This is a genomic window from Mycolicibacterium stellerae, from assembly GCF_003719305.1.
Classification (GTDB): Bacteria; Actinomycetota; Actinomycetes; order Mycobacteriales; family Mycobacteriaceae; genus Mycobacterium; species Mycobacterium stellerae.
This window is the reverse complement of sequence record NZ_RARC01000001.1, coordinates 134,376-157,032: the sequence shown is the minus strand read 5'-3', so window position 1 is coordinate 157,032 and position 22,657 is coordinate 134,376. Positions and strand designations below refer to the sequence as shown.

General features: G+C 65.6%; 21 protein-coding genes. 16 read left to right on the top strand and 5 right to left on the bottom strand.

What is annotated here, in order from left to right:
* Nucleotides 1-57 precede the first annotated feature (57 nt).
* Together D6M19_RS00735 and D6M19_RS00730 are read left to right on the top strand one after the other, a co-directional pair.
* Entirely contained in the window at nt 58-1,029 is a 972-nt protein-coding gene (locus D6M19_RS00735; RefSeq protein WP_123023255.1) for an LLM class flavin-dependent oxidoreductase, read from the top strand.
* Nucleotides 1,026-2,222: a cytochrome P450 gene (locus D6M19_RS00730; RefSeq protein WP_123023254.1), complete on the top strand. Its 1,197-nt coding sequence runs from the start codon at nt 1,026-1,028 to the stop codon at nt 2,220-2,222. The genes D6M19_RS00735 and D6M19_RS00730 overlap by 4 nt, the downstream gene beginning before the upstream one ends.
* On the opposite strand, the gene D6M19_RS00725 is transcribed toward D6M19_RS00730, so the two are convergent.
* Nucleotides 2,209-3,495: a TetR/AcrR family transcriptional regulator gene (locus tag D6M19_RS00725; protein ID WP_123023253.1), complete on the bottom strand. Its 1,287-nt coding sequence runs from the start codon at nt 3,493-3,495 to the stop codon at nt 2,209-2,211. The genes D6M19_RS00730 and D6M19_RS00725 overlap by 14 nt on opposite strands.
* A 347-nt stretch (nt 3,496-3,842) precedes the next feature.
* Between D6M19_RS00725 and D6M19_RS00720 the strand changes: the two genes are divergently transcribed.
* From D6M19_RS00720 to D6M19_RS00670, 11 genes are all read left to right on the top strand, one after another.
* Complete coding sequence (locus tag D6M19_RS00720; RefSeq protein WP_123023608.1) at nt 3,843-5,486, top strand: nitric oxide reductase activation protein NorD; 1,644 nt, start codon at nt 3,843-3,845, stop codon at nt 5,484-5,486.
* Nucleotides 5,483-6,280 (top strand): CbbQ/NirQ/NorQ/GpvN family protein, encoded by a 798-nt coding sequence (locus tag D6M19_RS00715; protein ID WP_327389770.1) that lies wholly within the window; start codon nt 5,483-5,485, stop codon nt 6,278-6,280. Before D6M19_RS00720 ends, D6M19_RS00715 begins: the two co-directional genes overlap by 4 nt.
* A 59-nt stretch (nt 6,281-6,339) precedes the next feature.
* Nucleotides 6,340-7,458, top strand: a complete 1,119-nt coding sequence (locus D6M19_RS00710) for an ABC transporter substrate-binding protein (RefSeq protein ID WP_123023251.1) — start codon at nt 6,340-6,342, stop codon at nt 7,456-7,458.
* A gap of 4 nt (nt 7,459-7,462) precedes the next feature.
* Entirely contained in the window at nt 7,463-8,605 is a 1,143-nt protein-coding gene (locus D6M19_RS00705; protein ID WP_123023250.1) for a spirocyclase AveC family protein, read from the top strand.
* Nucleotides 8,598-9,527 (top strand): SDR family oxidoreductase, encoded by a 930-nt coding sequence (locus tag D6M19_RS00700; protein WP_123023607.1) that lies wholly within the window; start codon nt 8,598-8,600, stop codon nt 9,525-9,527. Before D6M19_RS00705 ends, D6M19_RS00700 begins: the two co-directional genes overlap by 8 nt.
* 28 nt (nt 9,528-9,555) lie before the next feature.
* Nucleotides 9,556-11,004, top strand: coding sequence for an aldehyde dehydrogenase family protein (locus D6M19_RS00695; protein ID WP_407665284.1), 1,449 nt, complete (start codon nt 9,556-9,558; stop codon nt 11,002-11,004).
* Between the two features lie 10 nt (nt 11,005-11,014).
* The gene (locus tag D6M19_RS00690; RefSeq protein WP_123023248.1) at nt 11,015-12,256 is read left to right on the top strand and encodes a cytochrome P450; all 1,242 of its coding nucleotides are present in this window, start codon (nt 11,015-11,017) and stop codon (nt 12,254-12,256) included.
* 83 nt (nt 12,257-12,339) lie between these two features.
* Entirely contained in the window at nt 12,340-13,605 is a 1,266-nt protein-coding gene (locus tag D6M19_RS00685; protein WP_123023247.1) for a cytochrome P450, read from the top strand.
* Nucleotides 13,606-13,632: 27 nt separating this feature from the next.
* Nucleotides 13,633-15,102 carry an adenylate/guanylate cyclase domain-containing protein gene (locus tag D6M19_RS00680; protein WP_123023246.1) on the top strand — a complete coding sequence of 490 codons (1,470 nt, stop codon included), beginning with the start codon at nt 13,633-13,635 and terminating at the stop codon, nt 15,100-15,102.
* Between the two features lie 17 nt (nt 15,103-15,119).
* A complete protein-coding gene (locus tag D6M19_RS00675; RefSeq protein ID WP_123023245.1) occupies nt 15,120-16,118 on the top strand; it encodes an acetyltransferase Pat in 999 nt (332 codons plus the stop codon).
* Nucleotides 16,118-16,936: a shikimate 5-dehydrogenase gene (locus D6M19_RS00670; RefSeq protein ID WP_206428410.1), complete on the top strand. Its 819-nt coding sequence runs from the start codon at nt 16,118-16,120 to the stop codon at nt 16,934-16,936. The genes D6M19_RS00675 and D6M19_RS00670 overlap by 1 nt, the downstream gene beginning before the upstream one ends.
* Here D6M19_RS00670 and D6M19_RS00665 read toward each other — a convergent pair whose 3' ends face one another.
* From D6M19_RS00665 to D6M19_RS00655, 3 genes are read right to left on the bottom strand one after another with little or no spacing between them, the layout of a single operon-like run.
* Nucleotides 16,937-17,839: a hypothetical protein gene (locus tag D6M19_RS00665; RefSeq protein ID WP_123023243.1), complete on the bottom strand. Its 903-nt coding sequence runs from the start codon at nt 17,837-17,839 to the stop codon at nt 16,937-16,939.
* A 13-nt stretch (nt 17,840-17,852) separates the two neighbouring features.
* Nucleotides 17,853-18,239, bottom strand: a complete 387-nt coding sequence (locus tag D6M19_RS00660; protein WP_123023242.1) for a hypothetical protein — start codon at nt 18,237-18,239, stop codon at nt 17,853-17,855.
* Nucleotides 18,236-18,931: an envelope biogenesis lipoprotein LpqN gene (locus D6M19_RS00655; protein ID WP_123023241.1), complete on the bottom strand. Its 696-nt coding sequence runs from the start codon at nt 18,929-18,931 to the stop codon at nt 18,236-18,238. The genes D6M19_RS00660 and D6M19_RS00655 overlap by 4 nt, the downstream gene beginning before the upstream one ends.
* A 322-nt stretch (nt 18,932-19,253) precedes the next feature.
* Here D6M19_RS00655 and D6M19_RS00650 point away from each other — a divergent pair, with 322 nt between their 5' ends.
* Nucleotides 19,254-20,852 carry a PE-PPE domain-containing protein gene (locus tag D6M19_RS00650; RefSeq protein ID WP_123023240.1) on the top strand — a complete coding sequence of 533 codons (1,599 nt, stop codon included), beginning with the start codon at nt 19,254-19,256 and terminating at the stop codon, nt 20,850-20,852.
* Here the strand turns inward: D6M19_RS00650 and D6M19_RS00645 are convergent.
* Nucleotides 20,849-21,163, bottom strand: coding sequence for a hypothetical protein (locus D6M19_RS00645; protein WP_234834636.1), 315 nt, complete (start codon nt 21,161-21,163; stop codon nt 20,849-20,851). The genes D6M19_RS00650 and D6M19_RS00645 overlap by 4 nt on opposite strands.
* A gap of 154 nt (nt 21,164-21,317) precedes the next feature.
* Here D6M19_RS00645 and D6M19_RS00640 point away from each other — a divergent pair, with 154 nt between their 5' ends.
* On the top strand, nt 21,318-21,959 hold the full coding sequence (locus D6M19_RS00640; RefSeq protein ID WP_234834635.1) for a DUF5642 family protein: 642 nt from the start codon (nt 21,318-21,320) through the stop codon (nt 21,957-21,959).
* A gap of 28 nt (nt 21,960-21,987) precedes the next feature.
* Complete coding sequence (locus D6M19_RS00635; protein WP_123023238.1) at nt 21,988-22,656, top strand: DUF5642 family protein; 669 nt, start codon at nt 21,988-21,990, stop codon at nt 22,654-22,656.
* Nucleotide 22,657: the final 1 nt, after the last annotated feature.

Here is a 22,657-nt window from a genome sequence, read left to right as displayed (position 1 = left end):
TTCCGCAACCAGCCGTAGCGTTTCCGGAACGGATCTTAGGGTCCGCTTGGAGGCCTCGTGTACATGCTGCGCTTCGACATGCGCGCACCGGAGATCGGCGCGCCAACGGTGCAGCTGTACTCCGCCGCGACGGAGATGTGCGCGTGGGCGGAGAACCACGGCGCTCTTGCCGCGGTGCTGTGCGAGCACCACGGATCGGAGGACGGTTACCTGCCGTCGCCGCTCATTCTGGCGTCGGCGATTGCGGCAAAAACCGAACGCCTCGCGCTGAGCCTGATCCTGCTGCTGCCGTTCTACGACGCGGTCCGGCTCGCGGAGGACATGGCAGTACTCGACATCATCAGCAAGGGCCGCGCCTCCTACATCCTTGCGCTGGGCTATCGGCCGGAGGAGTTCGAACACTTCGGCGTCGACATGCGCACTCGCGGAAAGCTTGTCGACGAAAAGTTGGCCCTGCTGCGTGACCTGCTCTCCGGCGAAGCGATCTTCGAGGGTCGCCACATCAACACCACGCCCCCGCCGCACACCGAGGGAGGTCCGATGCTGATGTGGGGTGGCGGCACGATCGCCGCGGCGCGCCGCGCAGGCCGCTACGGGCTCGGCATGCTCGGCAACGCAAACGTCGAAGGCATGTACGACGCCTACCAGGAGGCCTGTCACCAGCACGGCCACGAGCCTGGGCCGATCTTCCTGCCCGCCCGTGACAACCCGTCGGTGTGCTTCGTCGCCGAAGACGTCGACAAGGCATGGGAGGAACTCGGCCCGCATCTGCTCCACGACGTGCGCACGTACGCCGCATGGAACCCGGGCAACGACACCTCGGCGGGATTCTCCGACGTGAAGACCGTCGAGGAACTGCGCGCCAATCCGACGTCACACCGGATCTACAGCGTCGAGGAGGCCGTCGCACGGGTGCGCGCAGGCGAGATGCTAAACCTGTCACCGTTGTGCGGCGGGGTTCCTCCGGAGATCGCCTGGCAGTACCTGAAGCGCGTCGGCGAAGTGGTCATGTCCGAGGCGGCCAAATGACCGGCACCAGCGCGCCCGAGTTGTATTACGACCCCTACGATTTCGCGATCGATGACGATCCTTACCCGGTCTGGAAGCGGCTTCGCGACGAGGCCCCGCTGTACTACAACGAGAAGTACAACTTCTACGCGCTGAGCCGCTACGAGGATGTGGCACGCGAACTGCACAACTGGGAGACCTACCGGTCGGGCCGTGGCACCACGATGGACATCATCCTTGCCGATATCGAGCTGCCGCCCGGCATCATCCTCTTCGAGGACCCGCCGATCCACGACCTTCATCGCCGTCTGCTCTCAAGGGTCTTCACGCCTCGGCGGATGGAGGCGATCGAGCCTCTGACGCGCCAGTACTGTGTGCGTGCCCTCGATCCTCTCGTCGGCTCCAACCGGTTCGACTTCATCGCCGACATCGGGTCGCAGATCCCGATGCGGACAATCGGTTACCTGCTGGGCATCCCCGAACACAACCAGGAGATGATCCGCGACACCTCGAACAACGCGATCACGCTAACGGAGGGCGAGTTCAGCGGAGCGCGCGCCGAAATGTTCGAGAACAGTCACGAGCTGTTCGCCCAGTACATCGACTGGCGGGCCGACCATCCGTCCGACGACCTGATGACCCAGCTGCTCAACGCCGAGCTGGAGGAGGACGGCGAAGTGCGCAGGCTGACGCGCACCGAGGTGCTGATGTACACCGGAATGGTCGCGGGTGCGGGCAATGAGACGACGACGCGGCTGATCGGCTTCGCAGGACAGCTCCTTGCCGAAAATCCGGACCAGCGACGTGAATTGGCGACGGACCACTCGTTGATTCCCGCGGCGATCGAAGAGATGCTGCGCTATGAGGCACCGTCACCCGTGCAGGCCCGCTACGTCGCCCACGACGTGGAGTGTCGTGACAAGACCATCCCGGAGGGTTCGGTGATGCTGCTGCTCAACGGGTCGGCGAACCGCGACGAGCGGCACTATCCCGATCCCGATCGCTTCGACATTCATCGCGGCGGCGCCCACCTGTCCTTCGGCCAGGGGCTGCACTTCTGCATGGGCTCGGCGCTGGCCCGCATGCAGGCCCGGGTCGTGCTCGAGGAGGTGCTGCGGCGATGGCCGGACTGGGACGTCGACTACGAGAGCGCCGAAAAGGCGCACACCGCAAGCGTTCGCGGATGGTCGAAGCTGCCGGTTACGCTCGGCTAGTCGTCACTCCCCGAATAGCGGTATCGCGCAGGTGAATCAGTGAGCGCCGGATGCCGAGGTCGTGCAGGATGTTCTCGGGAATCCAGCCGATGCCGATCACCGACCGCGCCAACGTCTCGTTCGCGGGGCTGTCGATGACGATCTCGCCGGACTTGATGCCTTCGGCCAGAAGCGTTTTCATCTGTCGAACCCGCTTGGCGAACAGCCAGCCGATGTTCGGTGTGTCGGGGGGAGACTGCCGCATCCACGCGAGCTGAATGCGGAACTCGTCACCGAAGCGGTCCAGCACGTTCGTGTGCACCCAGTTGAGCGCGTCCAGCTTCTCGATCGGCGATGAATCGGAGCGCAGCACGCGGGTCCATCCCTCGGCGACCTTCTCGCCGAAGGATTGCATGATCGATGCCAGCAGTTGGTCTTTCGAGCCGATCAATCGGTACACCGTGCCGGTGCCGAGTTGGGCGGCCGACGCGATGTCCCTGATGGTGGTGACCTCGTAGCCCTTGCGGCCGAACTCGGCGCGCGCGACGGCACGAACGTGCGCAGCCTTGTCGCCCGGCTCGGCGTTCGCGTCATCGCTCCACGACTTCACCACGTCGTCGGCGGCGACGAACGCCGCGGAGCGGTCCAGCTGTGCGTCGGCCGGTGGCACGGCGGACAAGCCCTCCAACAGGATTCGGCACAGCAGCTCGGCCAGCTTGTCGGCGCTGGCGTTGAAGCGGATGACGTCCAGACCGACCTGCAGCATCACCTGGACGAGCCGGTCGGCGAGCACGGGAAGGTCGACGTCGGGTTTCAAATAGCCGCTCCACCTGGCGGCCCGCAGGGTCTGCACCATCGCTTCCAGGATCGCGGTTGGCCGCTGCTGGGCGAGTGCGGTGAGTTCCCGGTTCGGGCCGTGGGCCTCGTAGAACGTCATCTGCAGCGCCGCACCGTGCGTCACCGCGCATTGCGCGATCGCCGAACTGAGGTCGACGATCCGCTCGAACGCCGACCGGGAGCTGGCGTCGTCCAACCGGCTCTGCGCGTGGTCGGCGATGCGGTCCAGATCGGTGTGATATCGCCGGAGCAGCTCGACGAGGATCGCTTCCTTGGATTCGAAATGGTGATAGAGGCTGCCGGGCAGGATTCCCGCCGCGTCGGCGATTTCCTGGAGCGAGGTGCGCAGCCCCGAGGTCGCGATGAGCGCCGCGGCGGTTTGCAGTATCTCGGTGCGCCTGGTGCCGTCGTCGTAGGCATGTCCGGCGTTCGACGGCGTCACGTGCGGACGCCCCACAACACCTGCACGGCTGCCGACTCCCGTCGTGGGTTTGCCTTATCGACCCAATGTTTGGTTAACGCTACCAGAAGTGCGGTGTCGGGCAGTGACCGCCGAATCGGTGAAAGTGCCGCTCATAGGGCCGCGCGGCCCCCCGAAACCGCGCGGAGATCGCGAATCCTCGTGACTTCGCGATCAGCCGGCAGGCTCGGCGATTGGGGGGAACTTTCGCTTCGTTGACGGGCGGCGGGTGCGGACACTACGGTCGGACCAGATACTGGAACAGATATTTGGTCAACAATCGCCGTGGCCTGGAGGTGCTCGTGCCGAAGCTTGCAGAGGCTGACCGCCTGCAAGCACTGGGCATGCTGGCGTCCGCCCTCGCCGGACGACCTGTCGCCGTAGCGCCACTGGCGCCGGGCGAACCGTCGTGGACGGACGCCCAGACGGTCTACGTCGATCCCGCGCAGGGCGCGCGGGCCAACCTCGAATCGGCGGCCGTACACGCATCGCTGATCGCGGCGGGCAGCCTCGACTCGGAGGTGATCGGCTCGCTGGTTCGGCGTCCGCGGATCGCGAATCGCTACCTGGCCATCGAAGGGCGTCGCGCGCTTGGCGCAAACGCGCGCATTCTGCCTCGCGTGTTGGCCCATCTGGTCGAGTCCGAGTGGGCTTCCCGCAGCGATTCGCCGGAAGGCTCGCTGGCACTGGCATCGGGCAAGTGCGCGATCGAAGATCTCCCCGCGGCGTTCGGCGTGATCCGCGCCAAGAAGGTGATCGCGGCCAACGCTGGCGCTGCCGACCAAGTCGACGGCGAAAGCTTGGGCCACGTCCCGCGACGTGGCTCCGCACAAGCGCGTGAGGAGCTCGACGAGAGCGTGGACGACAGCGACGTCCCGGATTTGTTCACCAGCCCTGTCGGAGGCGGCGGGTTCATCGGGAAGTGGCTGAAGAAGATGCTGTCGTCGGCGCGCAAATCCGACAGCAGCGGTGGCGGACCTCCAGGGGCCGACACGCCAACGCACAGAACCGATTCGGCAAACCGAGGCGCTTATGCGGTCGGCTCGGCGGGCGCAGTGTCGTCGGAGGACGCCGCCGACATCAAGACCGACGGCGTCAAGTATCCGGAATGGGACGCCGACCGCAGGGGCTACCGCCCCGAGTGGTGCACCGTCCGCGAGGTCGACCCGAAGGTCAAGGCGTCGGCCCCGCAGGCCATCGAGGGGCACATCGGGGTACGACGCCCGTTGGCACGTCTCGGTATGGGACTGCATCGTCGCCATCGCCAATCGCAAGGTGACGACATCGACATCGACGCGGCCGTCGAGGCGCGTGTGGAGGTGAGGGCCGGATCGGCCCCGGACGAAGCGGTGTACCTCGACAGCCTGCGCAGGCGGCGCGATCTTTCGGTGCTGCTGCTGCTCGATGTCTCCGGCTCGGCCGCGGAACCGGGGACGTTGGGGCGCACCGTGCATCAGCAACAGCGCGCCGCTGTCGCCGACATGACCGTGGCGCTGCACGACCTCGGCGACCGGGTGGCGCTCTACGCCTACTACTCACAAGGCCGGGCGGCGGTCACCGTGATGCCGGTGAAGCGGTTCGACGACCATCTCGATACACGCGTGATGAGACGCCTCAACAGCCTTGAGCCGGGGGCGTATTCGCGGCTCGGCGCGGCCGTCCGGCATGGTTCGGCAGTGCTCGAAAAGCGCGGAGGGACGTCGCGGCGTCTGCTCGTCGTGCTGTCGGATGGACTCGCTTACGACCACGGATACGAGCGTGCCTATGGCGCGGCCGATGCCCGGCGTGCGTTGACGGAGGCGCGCCGCCGGGGGACCGGTTGTGTGTGCCTCACGGTGGGGGCGGGCACCGATGCGGCGGCGCTCAGGAAGGTGTTCGGTAGCACCGCTTACGCGACGATCGGCAGGCCTGAACAACTCGGCGCGGTGATCGGCCCGTTGTTCCGGTCCGCATTGCGCGCTGCGGAAGTACGGCGGCGGATCTGGTGACAGTGTTCGAATCGCGCCCGTACTACCAGGCGACAGGCAACGAGGAAGCCGTCTTCAAGGCCGCGTACCGGCAGGGTTTGACGCTGCTGCTCAAAGGTCCGACCGGATGCGGCAAGACGCGTTTCGTCGAAGCCATGGCACACGACCTCGGCAGGCCGCTGATCACCGTCGCCTGCCACGACGACTTGACGACCGCGGACCTGGTCGGCCGGTATCTGCTGCGCGGGGACGAGACGGTCTGGGTGGACGGGCCGTTGACCCGCGCAGTGCGCGAGGGGGCGATCTGCTACCTCGACGAGGTGGTCGAAGCGCGGCAGGACACGACGGTCGTGTTGCACCCGCTGGCGGACTACCGTCGTCAGCTGCCCATCGAACGTCTCGGCGTAACACTGGACGCGGCACCGGGATTCGGTCTTGTGGTGTCGTACAACCCCGGCTACCAGAGCGTTCTGAAGGACCTCAAGGACTCCACCCGACAGCGAATGGTGGCCATCGAGTTCGGCTTTCCCTCACCCGACGTCGAGGAAGGGATCGTCGAGCGGGAGTCCGGCGTCGACAAGGCCACTGCCGTCGAGCTGGTCCGGTTCGGACAGGCGATCCGGCGGCTGGAAACCGGGGGGCTGCGCGAGGTGGCCTCGACGCGTGTCCTCATCGCGGCGGGCCGACTCGTCGTGGAAGGCCTGACCGTCTCCGACGCGGCCCGAGCCGCGGTCGCCGGACCACTGACCGATGATCCGACGGTCGCCCGCGGACTCGACGAGTTGATCAACGTGTATCTCGCTGGGGGCGATTGACGCTGCTCGGCGGCGCCGTTACTGTCAGAACAAATATTAGGTTTCATCGCGGAGGTCGGATGTCCTACGAGAGCACAGCCGAACCGATCAAGGTCGGTTACCTGATGGACTTCACCCTGCCGCCGGGGTTTCCGGAGGACTTGTTCGCCTCCTTCACGCAGACCTTCGACCTCATCTTCTCCGAGGCGGTGGAGCAGGGATTGATGGATCGACCCGTGCAGATGATTTATCGCGAGGTCGAGGGATTGCCCAAGGGCTCGGTGAAGGCGGTGATCGACGCCTACGGCGAACTCGTCGACGAGGGCTGTCTGGTGGTGTTCGGCCCCAACATCACCGACAACTGCGTGCCGATGCGCGAAGCCATCGAAGAACGATTCAAGGTGCCTGCGATCAGCGTCACCGGCACCGACGATTGGCTGGGCGAGTGGACTTTCGCGTTCCCGCAGGGCTCGATGACCGACGAGCCCATCTTCATCGTCGACCTGGTCGCCAAGCGCGGCCTGACCGATATCGGTGTGCTTGTCGAGCAGAATCTCATCGGTGAGAGCTATCTGAAGAACCTGCGAGGTGCCTGTGCCCGCATGGGGATTCGAATCGTCGCCGAAGCCGAGATCGCTCAGACCGCGCAAGACATCAATGACGCGATTCGCACCCTGCACGACGCGAAGGCCGAGGCGATCGTCCACCTCGGGTTCGGCTTCGGGATCGTCTTCGTCAACCCGGCCCTCGAGGCGGTCGACTGGGACCCGCCACGATTCACCACCACGGCGTTCCAGAACGCCTGGGTCAACCCGGTCATGTGGAACGCATTCATGGGTTGGGTCGGGGTCGATCAATACGACGAGGGCAACCCGATCGGCCAGGACTTCCTCGATCGCTATGCCGAGAAGTACAACGGCAGTCGCCCCGAGTTCTGCGTGACCGTGGTGAACCGGGACGTCGCCGCCACCCTGGTGCGCGCGTTCACCGATGCCCACCCGTTGAGCCCCCGCGGGGTCAAGGAGGCGCTCGAACGGGTGAAGATGCTGCCCGCCGCGTCCGGTGCGCCAGGAACCCGTGTGTCGCTTGGCAAATGGACTCGGCGCGCGTGGATGGGATCCGGCTATCTGGTGGCCAGGACGCTCGACCCGGACGGCGTCAACTCGCACTTGGTCGATCGCTTCGGAGAGGACGGCTGATCCGATGACGACGCAGGAGTCCTCCCCGGCCGGTACACGGGTCGTCTCACCTGCCTCGGCGCGCACCGGCCCGAACTGGGGTCGATGGATTTCACTTGTTGCCTGGCTCGCCTTCCTCGGGTTGTTCGCCGCGGTCGGGCGTACGGACGTCGACCCGCGCGTGGCCAACCCGAATGTCGAGGGGCGGCCCCGCCCGGTCGGGTTCCTGACGGGATTCGACCACTGGCAGGTCATCCCGCAGGCCGGCGCATTGATCATGGTGGTGGTGCTGACCGTCGTCTTCATCCGCGGCTGGCGGCGAAATCCCGGCAGCCCGGTGTTGCTGATGGTTCTGGTGACGACGCTGATCGTGTGGCAGGACCCGATCATGAACTGGTCGCCGTATGCGGTGTACAACCCGATGTTGTTGCACTGGCCGGAATCCTGGCCGCTGATCATGATGTCGCCGACCGTCGAACCCTTCATCGTGTTCGGATACGTGACGTTCTACTTCGGCCCGTACTTCCCCGCGATCTGGATTCTCCGCAGGATGGCGGCCAAGCGCGGTCCGGAAGCGTTCGTCGCCCGGCACCCGCTGATCAGTTTGGCCGCACTGGTGCTGGTGATCGGCTTCATCTTCGACGCCGTTCTGGAGATCAGCCTGGTGCGAACGGGGCTGTACATCTACTCGCAGGCGATCCCGTTCGGCACGCTTTTTCCCGGCACCACGTTCCAGTTCCCGCTGATCTGGGAGTCGCTGTCGGTGACCTTCGTGATGATCCCTGCGGCCATCCTCGTCTACCGCGACGACACGGGAAAGTCGGTGGCGGAGAAGCTCGCTGCGAAGGCCAAGCTGTTCCCGACGAAGCCGGTACTTGGCACCTTCCTGGTGATGTTCGCCATCATCAACGTCTCCTACTTCGCCTACGGCGGATGGTTCTGGGTGATCAAGGCCAGTGGGCTTGCCACGTCCGTCGCATGCCCGTGGCCATATCCAGAGGCCAAAGTGTATGACCCGCAAGGCTATTACGAGAAGGAGGGCGCCCAAGGCCCGTTCTCGGTGGGGAAGTGGTCCACCTGGCAGCAGGGTCTGCCGGACGGCAGGCCCGACGTCGAACCGCCGCCGCGCGGTGAAGGCGCATGCGCGACCCAGGGCCCGAATGGCTGAGACGCGCAGCGTCGTCATCACCGGAGCGTCCCGCGGCCTCGGGTTGGCCTCCGCTGTACTGCTGTACAAGCGGGGATGGCGGGTTGTCGGGGCGATGCGGTCGGTCGACGCGGGCATGCAGAGGTTGCGGGAAGCCACCGGTGCGGATGCCGACGATCCGCGGCTGATCGGCGTCACGCTTGACCTCACCGACCCCGCGTCCGTTGCGGCCGCGGCGAAGTCGATCACCGAAGCCATCGGCGCCCCATCCGCATTGGTGCACAACGCGGGCATCTCCGCGGCTGGAATGGTCGAGGAAGCGCCGATCAGCCTGTGGGAAACCATGTTCGCCACCAACATCTTCGGCCCGGTCGCCCTGACGAAGGCGTTGCTGCCGTCGATGCGGGCGGCGGACAGAGGGCGCATCGTGCTTGTGTCGAGCTCGAGCGGTGTCCGCGGAATGCCCGCGACCGCACCGTATTCGGCGGTCAAGGGTGCGCTCGAGCGGTGGGGCGAAGCCTTGGCCGGTGAGGTCACATCGTTCGGCATCGGTGTCACCATCCTGGTCACCGGCACCCATGACACCGAGATCATCACCGACGCGGGCACCACGGACAGCCGAGACTTCGACGGCCCGTACGCCGCCCACCATCACACGATGGACAAGCGTGGCCGGGCCGCGATGAAGTACGCGGCGAAGTCGCCGGATCGCTTCGCGACGGCGCTGGCCAAGGCGCTGGACGGGAAGGCGGCGTTCGTGCGGCGGTCAGTGGGCGCCGACGCGCGCATGCTGCTGATCATGAACCGGGTGCTGCCCGGCGCCTGGATGCACACCATGACCCGTCTGATGATGGGAATCCCCCGGTTCGGCGCTCTGGGTGGCACGCCTGCCGCAACCATGGGAGCGCCCGACGCCTCCCGGGAAAGTGACATCGATGGCTGACGCCCCGAACGTGACCTTCGAATCGAAGATGATGATCGACGGCGAGCTCGTCGACGGTGCGGCAGGCACTTTCACCAATATCAACCCGGCAACAGAGGAGCCGCTCGGCGAGGTCGCCGACGCGTCGAAAGAGGATATGCACCGTGCCATCGACGCGGCGAGACGCGCGTTCGACGAGACGGACTGGTCTACGAACCACTCGTTCCGGCAGAAGTGCCTGCTGCAGCTGCAGGACGCGATCGAGGCCGAGCAGGAGGAACTCCGCGAAGAGCTCATCGGGGAGGTGGGCTGCCCGCGCTCGGTCACCTACGGGCCGCAGCTCGACGCGCCGCTTGCCGACGCGCTGCACTACCCCGCCAAGCTGATCGACGAATACCCTTGGGAGACATCGCTTGGCGATGCGATGATCTCGCTCACCGGGGTGAACACCACGCGGGTGGTGTGGCGTGAGCCTGCCGGTGTCGTCGGCGCGATCGTGCCATGGAACTTCCCGTTCGAGGTCACCATTCAGAAGCTGGGCCAGGCGCTGGCCACGGGCAACACGGTTGTCGTGAAACCTGCGCCGAACACGCCGTTCAACGCCACCCGGATCGGCAGGCTGATCGCGGAGAACACCGACATCCCGGCAGGTGTGGTCAATGTCGTGACGGCCTCGGACCATTTCGTCGGCGAGGAACTCACCCTGTCACCAAAGGTGGACCTGATCTCGTTCACCGGTTCGACGGTCGTCGGCAAGCGGATCATGGAAAAGGGCGCCGCGACGATGAAGCGCCTCTTTCTGGAACTGGGCGGCAAGTCGGCGACGATCGTGCTGGAGGACGCCGACTTCGCGTTGGGGTGCATGATGGGCATCGCGCCGTGCATGCATGCGGGACAGGGCTGCGCGATGCCGACCCGGATGCTGCTTCCGCGGTCGCGGTACGACGAAGGCGTCGAGATCCTCAAAGGCATCTACGAAAGCGTCGCGCCCGGCGACCCGCAGGACCCCGCTACCATGTGCGGCCCCGTCATCTCCGACAAGCAGCGCAGCCGGATCCGTGGCTACATCGAGAAGGGCGTCGAGGAAGGCGCCACGATGCTCGTCGGCGGAGCCGAGGCGCCCGACGGGCTGGACAACGGATACTTCGTCAAGCCAACGCTTTTCGTCGATGTCGACAACTCGATGACCATCGCGCAGGAAGAGATCTTCGGGCCGGTGCTCGTCGTCATCCCGTTCGACGACGAAGACGACGCCGTGCGGATCGCGAACGACAGCCCGTACGGGCTCGCAGGCAACGTCATGTCCGGAACGCTCGATCACGCCCTGGCGGTGGCCAAGCGGCTGCGCGCCGGCTTCATCGGGCTCAACGGCACCGCCGGTTACGGCGCCGACACACCGTTCGGCGGCTACAAAGCCAGCGGCGTCGGGCGGCAGAACGGCATCACGGGTTTCGACCAGTACACCGAAGTGAAATCGGTCGCCTACCCGGCGACTTGACGGGAGCAGCATGTCAGATCTGTTCGACGACCTCGAGGACTTCGGGGCGTTCGACGACGTCGTCTCGGGCAACGTCCGCGACCCCTATCCGGAGTTGGCCAAGCAACGCCACGAGACACCGATCCAGCGGATCGACATGTCCGCCATGCCGGGCGAGGAGGGCAAGCCGGTGTTCATCGTGTACCGGCACGAGGACATCCAGACGATGTTGCGCGACAACGAGACTTACTCGTCCAACGTGGTGATCCAGATCTTCGGCGACGTGCTCGGCCACGGGGTGATGCTTGGCATGGACGAACCCGTGCACGGCAGGCTGCGGTCGCTGGTGACCAAGGCGTTCACCCAGAAGGCGCTCGCGCGGTGGGAGGACGAGATCGTCGGCCGCATCGGCAACGAACTGATCGACCAGTTCGCCGGCGACGGCAAGGCAGACTTGGTCAAGACATTCACCTTTCCGTATCCGACCCGCATCATCGCCGCGCTGCTCGGCCTGCCGGAGGAGGACTTCCCGCAGTTCCAACGCTGGTCGATCTCGATGCTCAGCTTCACCGTCAACCCGGAACGCGGCATGGCGGCGTCGCAGGCGCTGGTGGACTACTTCAGCCCGATCCTGGCGGCCCGTCGGGCCGAACCGCGCGAGGACCTGATCAGCAGCCTCGCAGCCGCTGAGATCGACGGGCACAAGCTGGCCGACGAGGACATCTACTCGTTCATCCGGCTGCTGCTGCCTGCCGGGGTGGAGACCACGTACCGGTCGCTGGGCAACCTGCTGTTCGGGCTGCTGACCAACGAGGATCAACTCGAGGCGGTCCGCGCCGACCGGTCGCTCATTCCGCAGGCGATCGAAGAGGCGGTGCGATGGGATGCGCCGTTGCTGAACATCACTCGGGTCGCGACCAGGGACACCGAACTGTCCGGGGTGCCGATTCCGCAAGGCTCGTCTGTGATGCCGATGCTGGGCGCGGCCAACCGGCAGGAGGACAGATACCCCGATCCCGACCGCTTCGACATCTTCCGGCAGGCGAAGGTCCCCATCAGCTGGGGACACGGGGTCCACGTCTGTCTCGGCATGCATTTGGCGCGTCTCGAGATGCGCACCGCGGTCAACCTGCTGCTGGACCGGCTGCCCAACCTTCGGCTGGATCCAGGCGGCGACGACCCGCACATCCGCGGCATGGTGTTCCGCTCGCCGACATCGCTACCGGTGCTCTTCGACCCCGCCTCCGCGCGAGCAGTCGCAAAAGTCCCCTAAATGCCGCACTTTCGGGTGCATTTGCGTCTGCTCGCCATGAAAGGGCTCGCCATGAAAGGGCTCGCCATGAAAGGGAGTGTCACATGACCGACTTCGAAACAGTCGACTTCTTCACCGACGAAGCCCTGGTGCCCGACCCGTATCCGTACTTCGATCATCTGCGGTCGAAATGCCCTGTGACACCGGCGACGCCGTTCAACGTGCTGGCCGTCACGGGCTATGACGAGGCACTGGCGGTGTACAAGGATCCGGCGTTCTCGTCGTGCATTTCGGTGGCAGGGCCGTTTTCGGGACTGCCGTTCGGTCCCGGCGGCGACGACGTCACCGACCTGATCGAAGAGCACCGAGGTGCGGTCCCGATGAGCGAACACATCACCACACAGGACCCCCCGCTGCACACCCGGACCAGGGGACTGCTGAACAAGCTCATCACCCCCAAGCGGCTCAAGGAAAACGAAGACTTCATGTGGCGGCTTGCCGACGAACAGCTCGACAAGTTCGTCGACCGGGGCTCATGCGAATTCCTCGAGGACTACGCGAAGCCGTTCTCGCTGTTGGTCATTGCCGACCTGCTCGGTGTACCCGCCGAGGACCACGACGAGTTCCGAGCCGTGTTCGCAGGGGAACTGGTCGGCCAACTCGGCGAAGAAGCGCCGACGACGCACAACCCGCTGCAGTGGCTGAACGACAAGTTCCACGCCTACATCGAGGATCGCAGGCGGGCACCGCGTGGCGACGTCCTCACCGAACTGGCGCAGGCCTCCTACGATGACGGGTCAACGCCGGACATCGACGACGTGATGAACCTGTCGACGTTTCTGTTCGCCGCAGGCACCGAAACCACCACGAAGCTCGTCAGTTCCGCGATGCGCGTGATGGCCGAGAACCCGGAGTATGAGGCATATCTGCGCGAGGACCGTGGCCGCATACCCGCCTTCCTTGAAGAGACACTGCGGATGGAGAGTCCGGTCAAGTCCCACTTCCGGATGGCGCGCACGTCGACCACCATCGGCGACACCGACATACCCGCGGGCACCACCGTCATGCTGCTGCCCGGGGCATGCAACCGGGATGCGCGAAAGTTCGCCGATCCCGACACCTTCCGTCCCGACCGCCGCAATGTGCGCGAGCAGATCGCCTTCGTTCGCGGCGCCCACTCGTGTCCGGGAGCGCCGCTGGCGCGCACCGAGGGCAGGATCTCGTTGAATCGGATCCTCGACCGGATGGCCGATTTGCGGATCTCGGAGGAGCACCACGGTCCGGCGGAGGTGCGACGGTATGCCTACGAGCCCACATTCATCATGCGTGGGCTGGCAGAACTGCACCTGGAGTTCAAGCCGAACCCGTAACCAGGGGCCTATCGCTACGTTGTTCACATGAGCAGGTTGGCGGCCAACTACGCGAGCAGGCTCGCAGGCGCGTATCTGTTGTCGATCACCGCGGCCGTCGCCATCCTCATTCCACTGGGCGGCGAGGCACTGCTCGGGACGCAACGCTACTTCAGCCCGGCGAACATCATCGGCTCTGCGGTCCTGGTCGCCGTCGGAACCGTGGTAATCGCGATCGGCGGCGCCCTGAACATCGCGCCGACCCTGCGCTGGTTCATCCCCGGCTCGGAGCCCGACGAACGACAGCGAAAGTCGTTGACGAGGCTGCTCGGACGTCAGTGCGCGCTGCTTGCGGGCACCTGGGTGGCCAGCGGAACCATCTCCGTCGCGCTCAACTACAAGGGCGGGATCGGCATCATCGCGCCGACCGCGGCAGGCGTCGTCCTTGGCGGGTCGGCGGCAGCGGGCATCAGCCTGCTGCTGACGATGGACATCGTTCGTCCCATGCTGGCCGCCGCCACCCACGCCTCCGAGCGCCTCGTCGCCGCGCCAGGTGTGTGGGCGCGACTCATACTGCTGTGGCTTCTGTGCAGCGCGCTGCCGTGCCTGGTCATCGTGGCCCTGGTTGTGGTGCGGTCGAACGGCTGGCTCATTCCGAAAACGGCATCGGTTGAGATCGCCGTTCTCGTGGTTGCACTCGCCGCGGTGCTTCTCGGACTGCCGACGATGATCCTCACGTCCAGGTCGATCGCCGACCCCATCGGCGAAGTCGTCGACGCCATGGCCGAGGTCGAGAAGGGTCACCTGGAGACCGAGATCGACGTCTTCGAACGCTCCGAAATCGGCAGGCTGCAAAGCGGATTCAACCGGATGGTCGCTGGATTGGCAGAACGCGAGCGAGTACGCGACCTCTTCGGCAGGCACGTCGGCACCAACGTCGCGCGTCGTGCCATCGAAGAGGGCGCATCGATGTCGGGTGATGTGCAGGAGGCGGCGATCCTCTTCATCGACCTGACCGGTTCGACGGCGCTGGCCGCGAGCCACCCGCCCCAGCAGGTCGCCGAGGTACTCAACGAGTTCTTCCACATCGTCGTCAACGCTGTCGACGCGCGCGAAGGCATGATCAACAAGTTCCAGGGCGACGCCGCGCTTGCCGTGTTCGGAGCCCCCCTGCGGTCCGACGGCGCTGCCTCGGCGGCGTTGGCGACCGCCCGCACCCTCGGCGAACAGCTGCGCGGGCTGCCGCTCGTCGACTTCGGGATCGGTGTCTCTGCGGGCTCGGTGTTCGCTGGCAACATCGGCGCCGAGAATCGCTACGAGTACACGGTGATCGGCGACCCGGTCAACGAGGCCGCGCGGCTCGCCGATCTCGCCAAGACCTCGGATCGACGAATCCTGTGCTCGTCGGCGGCCATCGAACGCGCCGACGACGCTGAACGCACCCACTGGACCGCGAAGGGCAGCGAGGTGCTGCGGGGGCGGTCCGAAGCCACCGAGATCTCGGCGCCCGGGGCTTGAGGCGGTAGCCTCGTGACGTGGCCGGACTGACCGCCGTCAGCGCCGACGAACTCGCAGCCCTGGAGATTTTCAAGGGCTGCCGGCCGGAAGCCCTTGTGACGCTGGCGGCGCAGCTGCGCCCGCTGAATGCACCGGCGGGCCGGATCCTGATGCGCCAGGGAGAACGCGCGGAGTCGTTCCTGTTGATCGATTCCGGAAAAGCCGAGATCACGCACATGGGTAGCGACGGAGTGCCCACCATCCTCGAGCTGGTGCCGCCGCTGATCGTCGGCGAGATCGCGCTGTTACGGGAAACGCCACGTACGGCGACGGTGGTCGCCACCGAGCCGCTGACCGGATGGGCTGGGGGCCACGCGGCCTTCGCGGCCATGCTCGACGTGCCGGGCGTGATGGACAAGATGGTGCGGACGGCACGTCAACGACTGGCCGCATTCATCACCCCCATACCGGTTCAAATGCGGGACAACTCTTGGCTTTACCTTCGGCCCGTGCTGCCGGGCGACATCGAGCGCACCTCAACCAGCACGATCGAGTTCTCCAGTGACACGTTGTACCGCAGATTCCAGACGCCCCGTACGCCGTCCAAGTCGCTGATGACCTACCTTTTCGAGGTCGACTACAAGCACCACTTCGTGTGGGTGATGACGGAAGGACCCGAGGGGCCCGTCGTCGCCGACGCCCGGTTCGTGCGCGACGAAACCGATCCGACGCTGGCCGAGGTGGCCTTCATCGTCGGCGACGACTACCAGGGCCGCGGCATCGGCTCATTCCTGATGGCGGCGTTGGCAGTGGCGGCGCGTGGCGACGGCGTTCGGAGGTTCTCTGCGCGCGTGCTATCCGACAACCTTGCGATGCGCACGATCCTCGACAAGTTCGGCGCGCACTGGGAGCGTGAGGATCTCGGCGTGGTGACCACCATCATCGACGTACCTGCGCTGCGCGACCTGTCGATCTCACGGGAGAGCTACCGCGAAATCCACGCTATGGCAAGGCAAGTCATAGGAGCTGTCGGCTGATGCGCCCGCCGCTGAACAAGGACACCCGGCTGTGCATCTCGCTGGCGGCCCGACCGAGCAATATCGGCACCAGATTTCACAACTATCTGTACGACCTGCTCGGCCTCGACTTCATCTACAAGGCGTTCACCACGACCGATATCGTTGCGGCGATCGGCGGCGTGCGGGCCCTCGGCATCCGGGGCTGCTCGGTGTCGATGCCGTTCAAGCAGGACGTCATTCCGCTCGTCGACGCCGTTGAGGGTTCGGCGCTGGCCATCAACGCCGTCAACACGATCGTCAACGACGACGGGCACCTCACCGCGTCGAACACCGACTACATCGCGGTACAGCGGCTCATCGGCGAGCATGGATTGCGCAGTTCGCAGTCGGTACTGATTCACGGCAGCGGGGGAATGGCCAGCGCGGTCGGAGCGGCTTTCCGGGACAGCGGCTTTCGCGATGGTCTCGTCGTCGCACGCAATGCCGAGACCGGCGGGGCGATGGCGCGGCAACTCGGCTACGACTATGCGGGCGAGGTGGGGTCACGGACCGCCGACGTCATCGTCAACGTGACGCCGATCGGGATGGCCGGTGGACCCGACGAGCAGCGCAGCGCATTCGACACATCGACAATCGCGAAGGCCGACACCGTTTTCGATGTGGTCGCGCTGCCGTCGGAGACCCCGCTGATCGTCGCCGCCCGGGCTGCCGGGGTGAAGGTCATCACCGGCGGCGAAGTGATCGCACTACAGGCTGCCGAGCAGTTCGAGCGCTACACCGGGATGCGGCCGACGGCCGAGCAGGTCGCCGACGCGTCGGCGATATCGCGGGCCTGACTACGCGTTGACGACAACGATCTGGCGGCACACCTTCTCGATGCCCTGGGTCCACTTCGCATACATCAGGGTGGCCTCGAGGAGATACACCAGAGACGAGTGCACGGCTGAACCTGTCGGTGGAGCGTCGGCCGGAAGCGGCAGTGCGAAGGGCACCGTCACCGGTGTGCCGTTGCGCAACGGTATTGACTTACCGAGCTTGAGCCTGTCACCGGACTTGGAGCCGCCACCCGCCGCGGGTGTGCGTTCCAGGGGATGAGAGAGCGTCTTGTAGGCCCAGTGGATTCCCAGCTCCCCGTCGGACATGTCCTTGCGCGGCGTGAGTGTGATGTTGCCGGTGATCGCTTCGCCCGCGCGAAAGACCAGCGACGGCACCACGATGTCGAGTTCGGTCTCGCCGTCCCCTGCGACCCGCTGCTGCGGCGCATCGGTGACCTGAAGATCATCGGCGCCGATGACCACGGTGAAGTCGCCGCGGGTGTCGATGTCGCGGCCGGCGCGTTCGACTGTCAGCCTCGCCGACCATCGAGCGAGCGCGCCCGAGGAGCCCGGCGCCCAGGACGGGATGGTGAATGACGAAGTGGCACCGGTGAATTCGCTTGTAGCGGTCGGGAGGTCGACCTTCGTCACACCAACCCAGTCCTCGGTATCCTTCTCGCTGCCCGCGTCGGTGCCGACCTCGCCCATCATCCACCACACGTCGTTCATCTCGGTGGCCGTCGAGTCGGCGCGGCCGGCCCATCGGTAGCGGTAGAAGTTCGTGTAGCCCCACTCCAGCGTCGCCGCGGTGACCTTGTTGACCGGCCTGTCGGTGGTGACGGTGGCCGTGACCGTCTGCCGCGGCCGGACAACGGCCGGCGCCACATTCACCGCAGCGCCGGCCGACCGGTTGAACAGTCCCACTGAGCTCCGCCGGCTACTTCTTGCGCTGTGACTCGGCGTACTCCTGCGGATGGTGCTTCTTCTGGTGGGCGCGCATCGGCCAGAAGAGTAGCCACAACACCGGGTAGACCGTCACGTAGAACAGCGCGTGCATCGCGGCGCCGAACAGCACGGCGAACAGCCAAGCCGGATAGATGAGGATCAGGCAGAACTGGATGAACGGCTTGAGCACCACCGGGTATCCCTCGGCCATCGACAGCACATACCGAGGGCTCATTATCCTCAGGTACTGCTTCACCTTCGACGTCTCGGCCTCTGCTTCGGCCTGAGCCTCGCTGATGTCGCGGCCCCGCTCCTCCCGAGTCTGACCGCGCTGTGGCGGCGGCGGCTCGTTCGCAGCGGGCGGCTGAACCGCCGTCACGGTGCCGGAGTGATCGTTGTCTGCTCGTCGATGATGTTGGTGGCGTCCATCAGGACCCCCATCTGGTCCTCGGTGCCGTCAGCGTTGAGCTGCAGGACGAACAGGCTGTCGGCTCCGGGGATCACCACGGTCTTCTGCGCCACGGCATGCAAGGTGCCGTCCTTGACGTAGGTGCCGCCGACCTGCCAGGCGTCGAAACCACCGAGCGTGCTGGCCGAGCCGACGCCGTCGCCCTCATAGCCGGGCAGGTTCTTCATCTCGCCCGGTGCGAACTCGAGGATCTTGGCCGGGTCGACGTTGCCCTGCAGCTTCGAGAGCAGCGCGAGAATCGTCGGCGGGTTGGCGGCCATCGCCGGGTCACCGGTGTACTTGATTCCGCCCCAAGCCCATTGGGGAGTTTGGGCACCCATGTCCTCCCAGCCTGGGGGGAACGGCAGGTTGATTTCGGGAGATCCTGGATCGCCGCGCTTCACCGGTGATTCGGCGATTCCGTTCTGCTTGATGTAGTCGGGAATCGTCGCGTTGGGCTTGGCGGCCGCCGACGACGAAGGTGCTGCCGACGACGACGACGACGAGCTGGTGGAGCTCGAAGTGGTGGCTTCGACCTTCTTGTCTTCGGATCCGCAGCCCGCAAGGGCGAGGCCGACTATGACGGCCATGATGGCGATCCCGCCGGCCCTCACTTTTCTCATTGAATCTCCCGTGTCAGTTGAAATCTGCGCCATGACTCTACGGTCGGCAAACGCCGGATGGAAGGAAAATCGCCGCGAACCGGTGCCACCGGTAATTTGTGCCGATTCGGACGTCGAACCGGTTGCTTAGCTGGCTGCCGGGGGGTGACTTACATAGCCGTGGTGAGGCCGGAGCGGAAAAGCCTGATGATTTCGCTGCGAGCCGGACGGCTGTAGTGCAAAATGCTCCTGTGCTGCGAGATGGAGGCCGCAACGGTCTCGTGGTGTCGTCGCTGGCGATAGGCAGCGCGAGTCTGCGGGGTGGCGAGGGGATGGTTCACGGGTGAAGAAGATCGCGCATTCGCTGATCGTAGTTTTCGTGGCGCTGATCGCCATACCCGCGGTGGTGGCGATGCAGACCCTCACGACGGCCTTCCAGCTATTGGCCACGACGGTGCTGATCATGGGCGGCACCCAGCATCCGCTGTCCCTGCCGACGGATTCGAATGATTTCGTCACGGCGTACATGGATCAGGCGATCAATAATTATGTCGATCCCGACGGAACGCCGGTGCCCGCAAACCCAGCGGAGTACAACCGGGTGGCCGTGATCTACCCCGCGGAATTCTTCCCGGTGTTCGGCTCGACGACATTCGATGATTCCGTCGCGATCGGGCAGGACAATCTGTCGCATTGTCTTGGGGTCTCTTTGGGCGAATGCAACTACAACAGCGGCGTTGGCTCGACAGACCCTAGCGAGACAGCTCCGCCCTTCATCGTCTTCGGCTACTCGCAAAGCGCGGTGGTCGCATCGCTGGTGAAGAACCAGATCGTGGAGAATCCGGACGACTACCCAGGCCTCAACGGGACCACGTTCTACCTGATCTCCAACCCGATGCGGCCCAACGGCGGGATCTTGGGGCGCGGGCCCGAAGGAACGACCATTCCGATCCTCGGCATCACGTTCTACGGGCCGACGGAGAACAGCTGCGACGGTGTTTCATGCGAAGGCGACCCCGACGACTTCGTCACCCCGACCGTCGACGTCGCGCAGCAGTACGACCTGCTCGGCGGCGATGCGCCCGCTGTGGTGTGGAACGGCTTGGCGTGGGCCAACTCGGCCGCCGCCTACTACTATCTGCACGGCGATGTGCCGAGCCACTCACTGGACGAGGCGATCAGCCGGGGCACCTACGGCGACACCGACTATTACCTGCTCACCTCGGACCGGCTGCCCATACTGTTGCCTGCGCAGCAGCTGGGAGTGCCGGATGCGCTGCTGGCGGTCGCCGACGCACCGTTGCGGGTGCTGATCGAATCGGCCTATTACCGGGGCACCAGTCCGGGTGAGTCCGTCGGATTCCAGCTGCTGCCGCAGGAGGACGCGCTCACGCTGCTGGCCAACCTGGCCCAGTCGGTCCCGGTCGGCATCGACGATGGTTTGGAGGAGGCCGGGATCGGGCGCCTTCTCGGCACCAACGATGTCAACCGACCCTTCGGCGTCGGCGGTGAGACGTACGACGACGCTGGAAACGAGCTGGGCGTCGAAAGCCACGGAGTCTGGAGCGCCCCCGTCCCCGACGCCGATGCCGACGCCGACGAGGCGAATTCCTTGAGGATTGAATCCGCACAGGTCAACGAGCCGCAGACGGTTACGACCAGCTCCACGCCCGGGACCGAGCCTGATGGGAAAGCGGGCCAGAACGCCGAACAGCTCGGCAATGACCTCGCGTCTGAAGGAACCGAAACTCCAGACGCCACCAAGCCTGACCCGTTCGCGAAACTGCGCGAATCGATGAAGTTCGATCCGGCGAAGCCGTTGGCGGGGCTTCAGCCCAACGGTGATGGACCGCTGAAGCGGATCATCAACGCGCTGACGGGCCAGGAATCCAAGACGACCACAAGCGCCGAGGCGAACGACGCTGGCGCGCCGGCCGCCTAGGTGCGGGCGTCGCAGTTGAGCGAGACGGTGATGGTCCGGCGGACCACGATTTCGACGTAGTCGAAGTCCCTCTTGTCGCCCTTGCGCCCGTTGTCCACCCGGATGGTTCGGGTGATGTCCTGCGGATTCCGCACGCTTGTCACGATGCACTGATCGAGCGGCGCGCTGCCCACCCGATCGATGTTCACGTCGTAGCCGGAAGCCTCCAGCTGTCCGATGGTTGCGTAGGCGCCACCCGGTGCAATGGGTTCAGCCGTTGCAGTAGTCGCTGGTGCGAGCATCAAGCCCGCCGCCACGATCCCCCCTGCCATAGCCAGTGCTGCTCGCATGACAGTTTTCTCCGTACTTCTAATAGGCCCGACCCATTAGTTGATCGCTCTAGACACGCAAAACGTTGCTGGCCGGTTCAACGGGCCGTCCGTGGTATCAACGGGCGTGCGCCGGTTCTGGCTTCCGATAGCGCTCGTGACGGGCGTCGTCGCAGGCTGCGGCCACGCCGGCCCGCCACCCGTGCCGTCGACCTCCATATCGCCTGCGGACCAATCCGAGGTCAACCCGGCAAGAATCAGCCGGGTGCGCGGCGAACTGCCCGCAGGCTACGAGGTGGCCGACGTCCTCGGCCCCGCGTCTCCCGCAGCCTTCTGGGGTTTCGGGCCCGGCTGGGTCACCGAACCGCCGCACTGTGCACCGCTGGCAGGCCCGGCCACCGACGACGCGACGACCCGAGGCTGGTCGGGATCGGGTCCCGGCGGCATCGTGCATGCCGTCGTCACCGGATCGCCCGCGTCGCCGATCACCCTCGACCCCTCGGTGCTCGCCGAATGCGGGCAATGGACGGTGACATCGGGAAACACCACAGGCACCGTGAACATCATCGACGCGCCGGCCGTCGAAGGCGCAACCACCGTGGGCATGGACACCGTCGCCACGACGGTCGTCGAGGGAGGCATGGAGACAACCTCGACGGTGTACACGTTCAGCGCCTATCTCGGCGACTACCTGGCGTTCGTCACCGTGGTTGCGGACCCGGGATCGCCGAATCCTCCACTCGGCCAAGAATTCGCCGCCGATCTATTGGTCAAAACGGTGTCGGCGTTACGGGGTTGACGCGGAATCGGCGGGTACATTGGCGGCGATGTTGAACCTGAGGGCCGTGCTCGTCGTCTCCTGCGTCGGCGCACTCGCCGCGTGCGGATCTGCCGAATCGGCAGAGCCGGACCTTTCGCACGCCGACATCGCGAACGTCAAGAACCTCCGGACGGACTTTCCTGCGCCGTTCAAGGTCACCGATATCGCGCCGACGGCGATCGACCCCCGCGTCCTGGAGCCCCAAAAGCTGCCTGCGCAAATAAAATTCGAGCCGGCAGATTGCGGAAAGTTCGCCAATCAGCAGGTTTTGCCCGCCGGTGTGAAGGGCAACATGGCCGCGCTCACCGCCGAGGGCGAGGGCAACAGGTTCATCGTGATCGCGGTGGAGACATCGGAAGCCGTGCCGGTGAATGGACCTCCGGAGAATTGCCAAAAGGTCGGGTTCGCCGGCCCGGGAGTGCGCGGCCTCATCGAGGTGGTGGATGCACCGAAGATCGACGGTGTTGCAACGCAGGGTGCGCACCGAGTGGTGCAGACGACGATCGGCGGAAAGGCGCGTACCGGCGAGCTTTACAACTACGTCGCCAGGTTCGGCTCGCTGATGGTGATCGTCACCGCCAATCCGCTCGTCGTCCCCGACAAGCCCGTGGCTGCCGTCGACACCAAGCGCGCGGGCGAACTGCTCAGCGCGGGTGTCGCCGCGGTGAAGGCATGAG

Bases quoted from the DNA above. Each gene is read 5' to 3' on its own strand.
- D6M19_RS00695 (WP_407665284.1), top strand. From the start codon at position 9,556: ATGATGATCGACGGCGAGCTCGTCGACGGTGCGGCAGGCACTTTCACC.
- D6M19_RS00710 (WP_123023251.1), top strand. From the start codon at position 6,340: ATGTCCTACGAGAGCACAGCCGAACCGATCAAGGTCGGTTACCTGATG.
- D6M19_RS00655 (WP_123023241.1), bottom strand. From the start codon at position 18,931: ATGAGAAAAGTGAGGGCCGGCGGGATCGCCATCATGGCCGTCATAGTC.
- D6M19_RS00690 (WP_123023248.1), top strand. From the start codon at position 11,015: ATGTCAGATCTGTTCGACGACCTCGAGGACTTCGGGGCGTTCGACGAC.
- D6M19_RS00705 (WP_123023250.1), top strand. From the start codon at position 7,463: ATGACGACGCAGGAGTCCTCCCCGGCCGGTACACGGGTCGTCTCACCT.
- D6M19_RS00730 (WP_123023254.1), top strand. From the start codon at position 1,026: ATGACCGGCACCAGCGCGCCCGAGTTGTATTACGACCCCTACGATTTC.
- D6M19_RS00635 (WP_123023238.1), top strand. From the start codon at position 21,988: ATGTTGAACCTGAGGGCCGTGCTCGTCGTCTCCTGCGTCGGCGCACTC.
- D6M19_RS00680 (WP_123023246.1), top strand. From the start codon at position 13,633: ATGAGCAGGTTGGCGGCCAACTACGCGAGCAGGCTCGCAGGCGCGTAT.
- D6M19_RS00720 (WP_123023608.1), top strand. From the start codon at position 3,843: ATGCTGGCGTCCGCCCTCGCCGGACGACCTGTCGCCGTAGCGCCACTG.
- D6M19_RS00685 (WP_123023247.1), top strand. From the start codon at position 12,340: ATGACCGACTTCGAAACAGTCGACTTCTTCACCGACGAAGCCCTGGTG.
- D6M19_RS00645 (WP_234834636.1), bottom strand. From the start codon at position 21,163: ATGGCAGGGGGGATCGTGGCGGCGGGCTTGATGCTCGCACCAGCGACT.
- D6M19_RS00700 (WP_123023607.1), top strand. From the start codon at position 8,598: ATGGCTGAGACGCGCAGCGTCGTCATCACCGGAGCGTCCCGCGGCCTC.
- D6M19_RS00670 (WP_206428410.1), top strand. From the start codon at position 16,118: ATGCGCCCGCCGCTGAACAAGGACACCCGGCTGTGCATCTCGCTGGCG.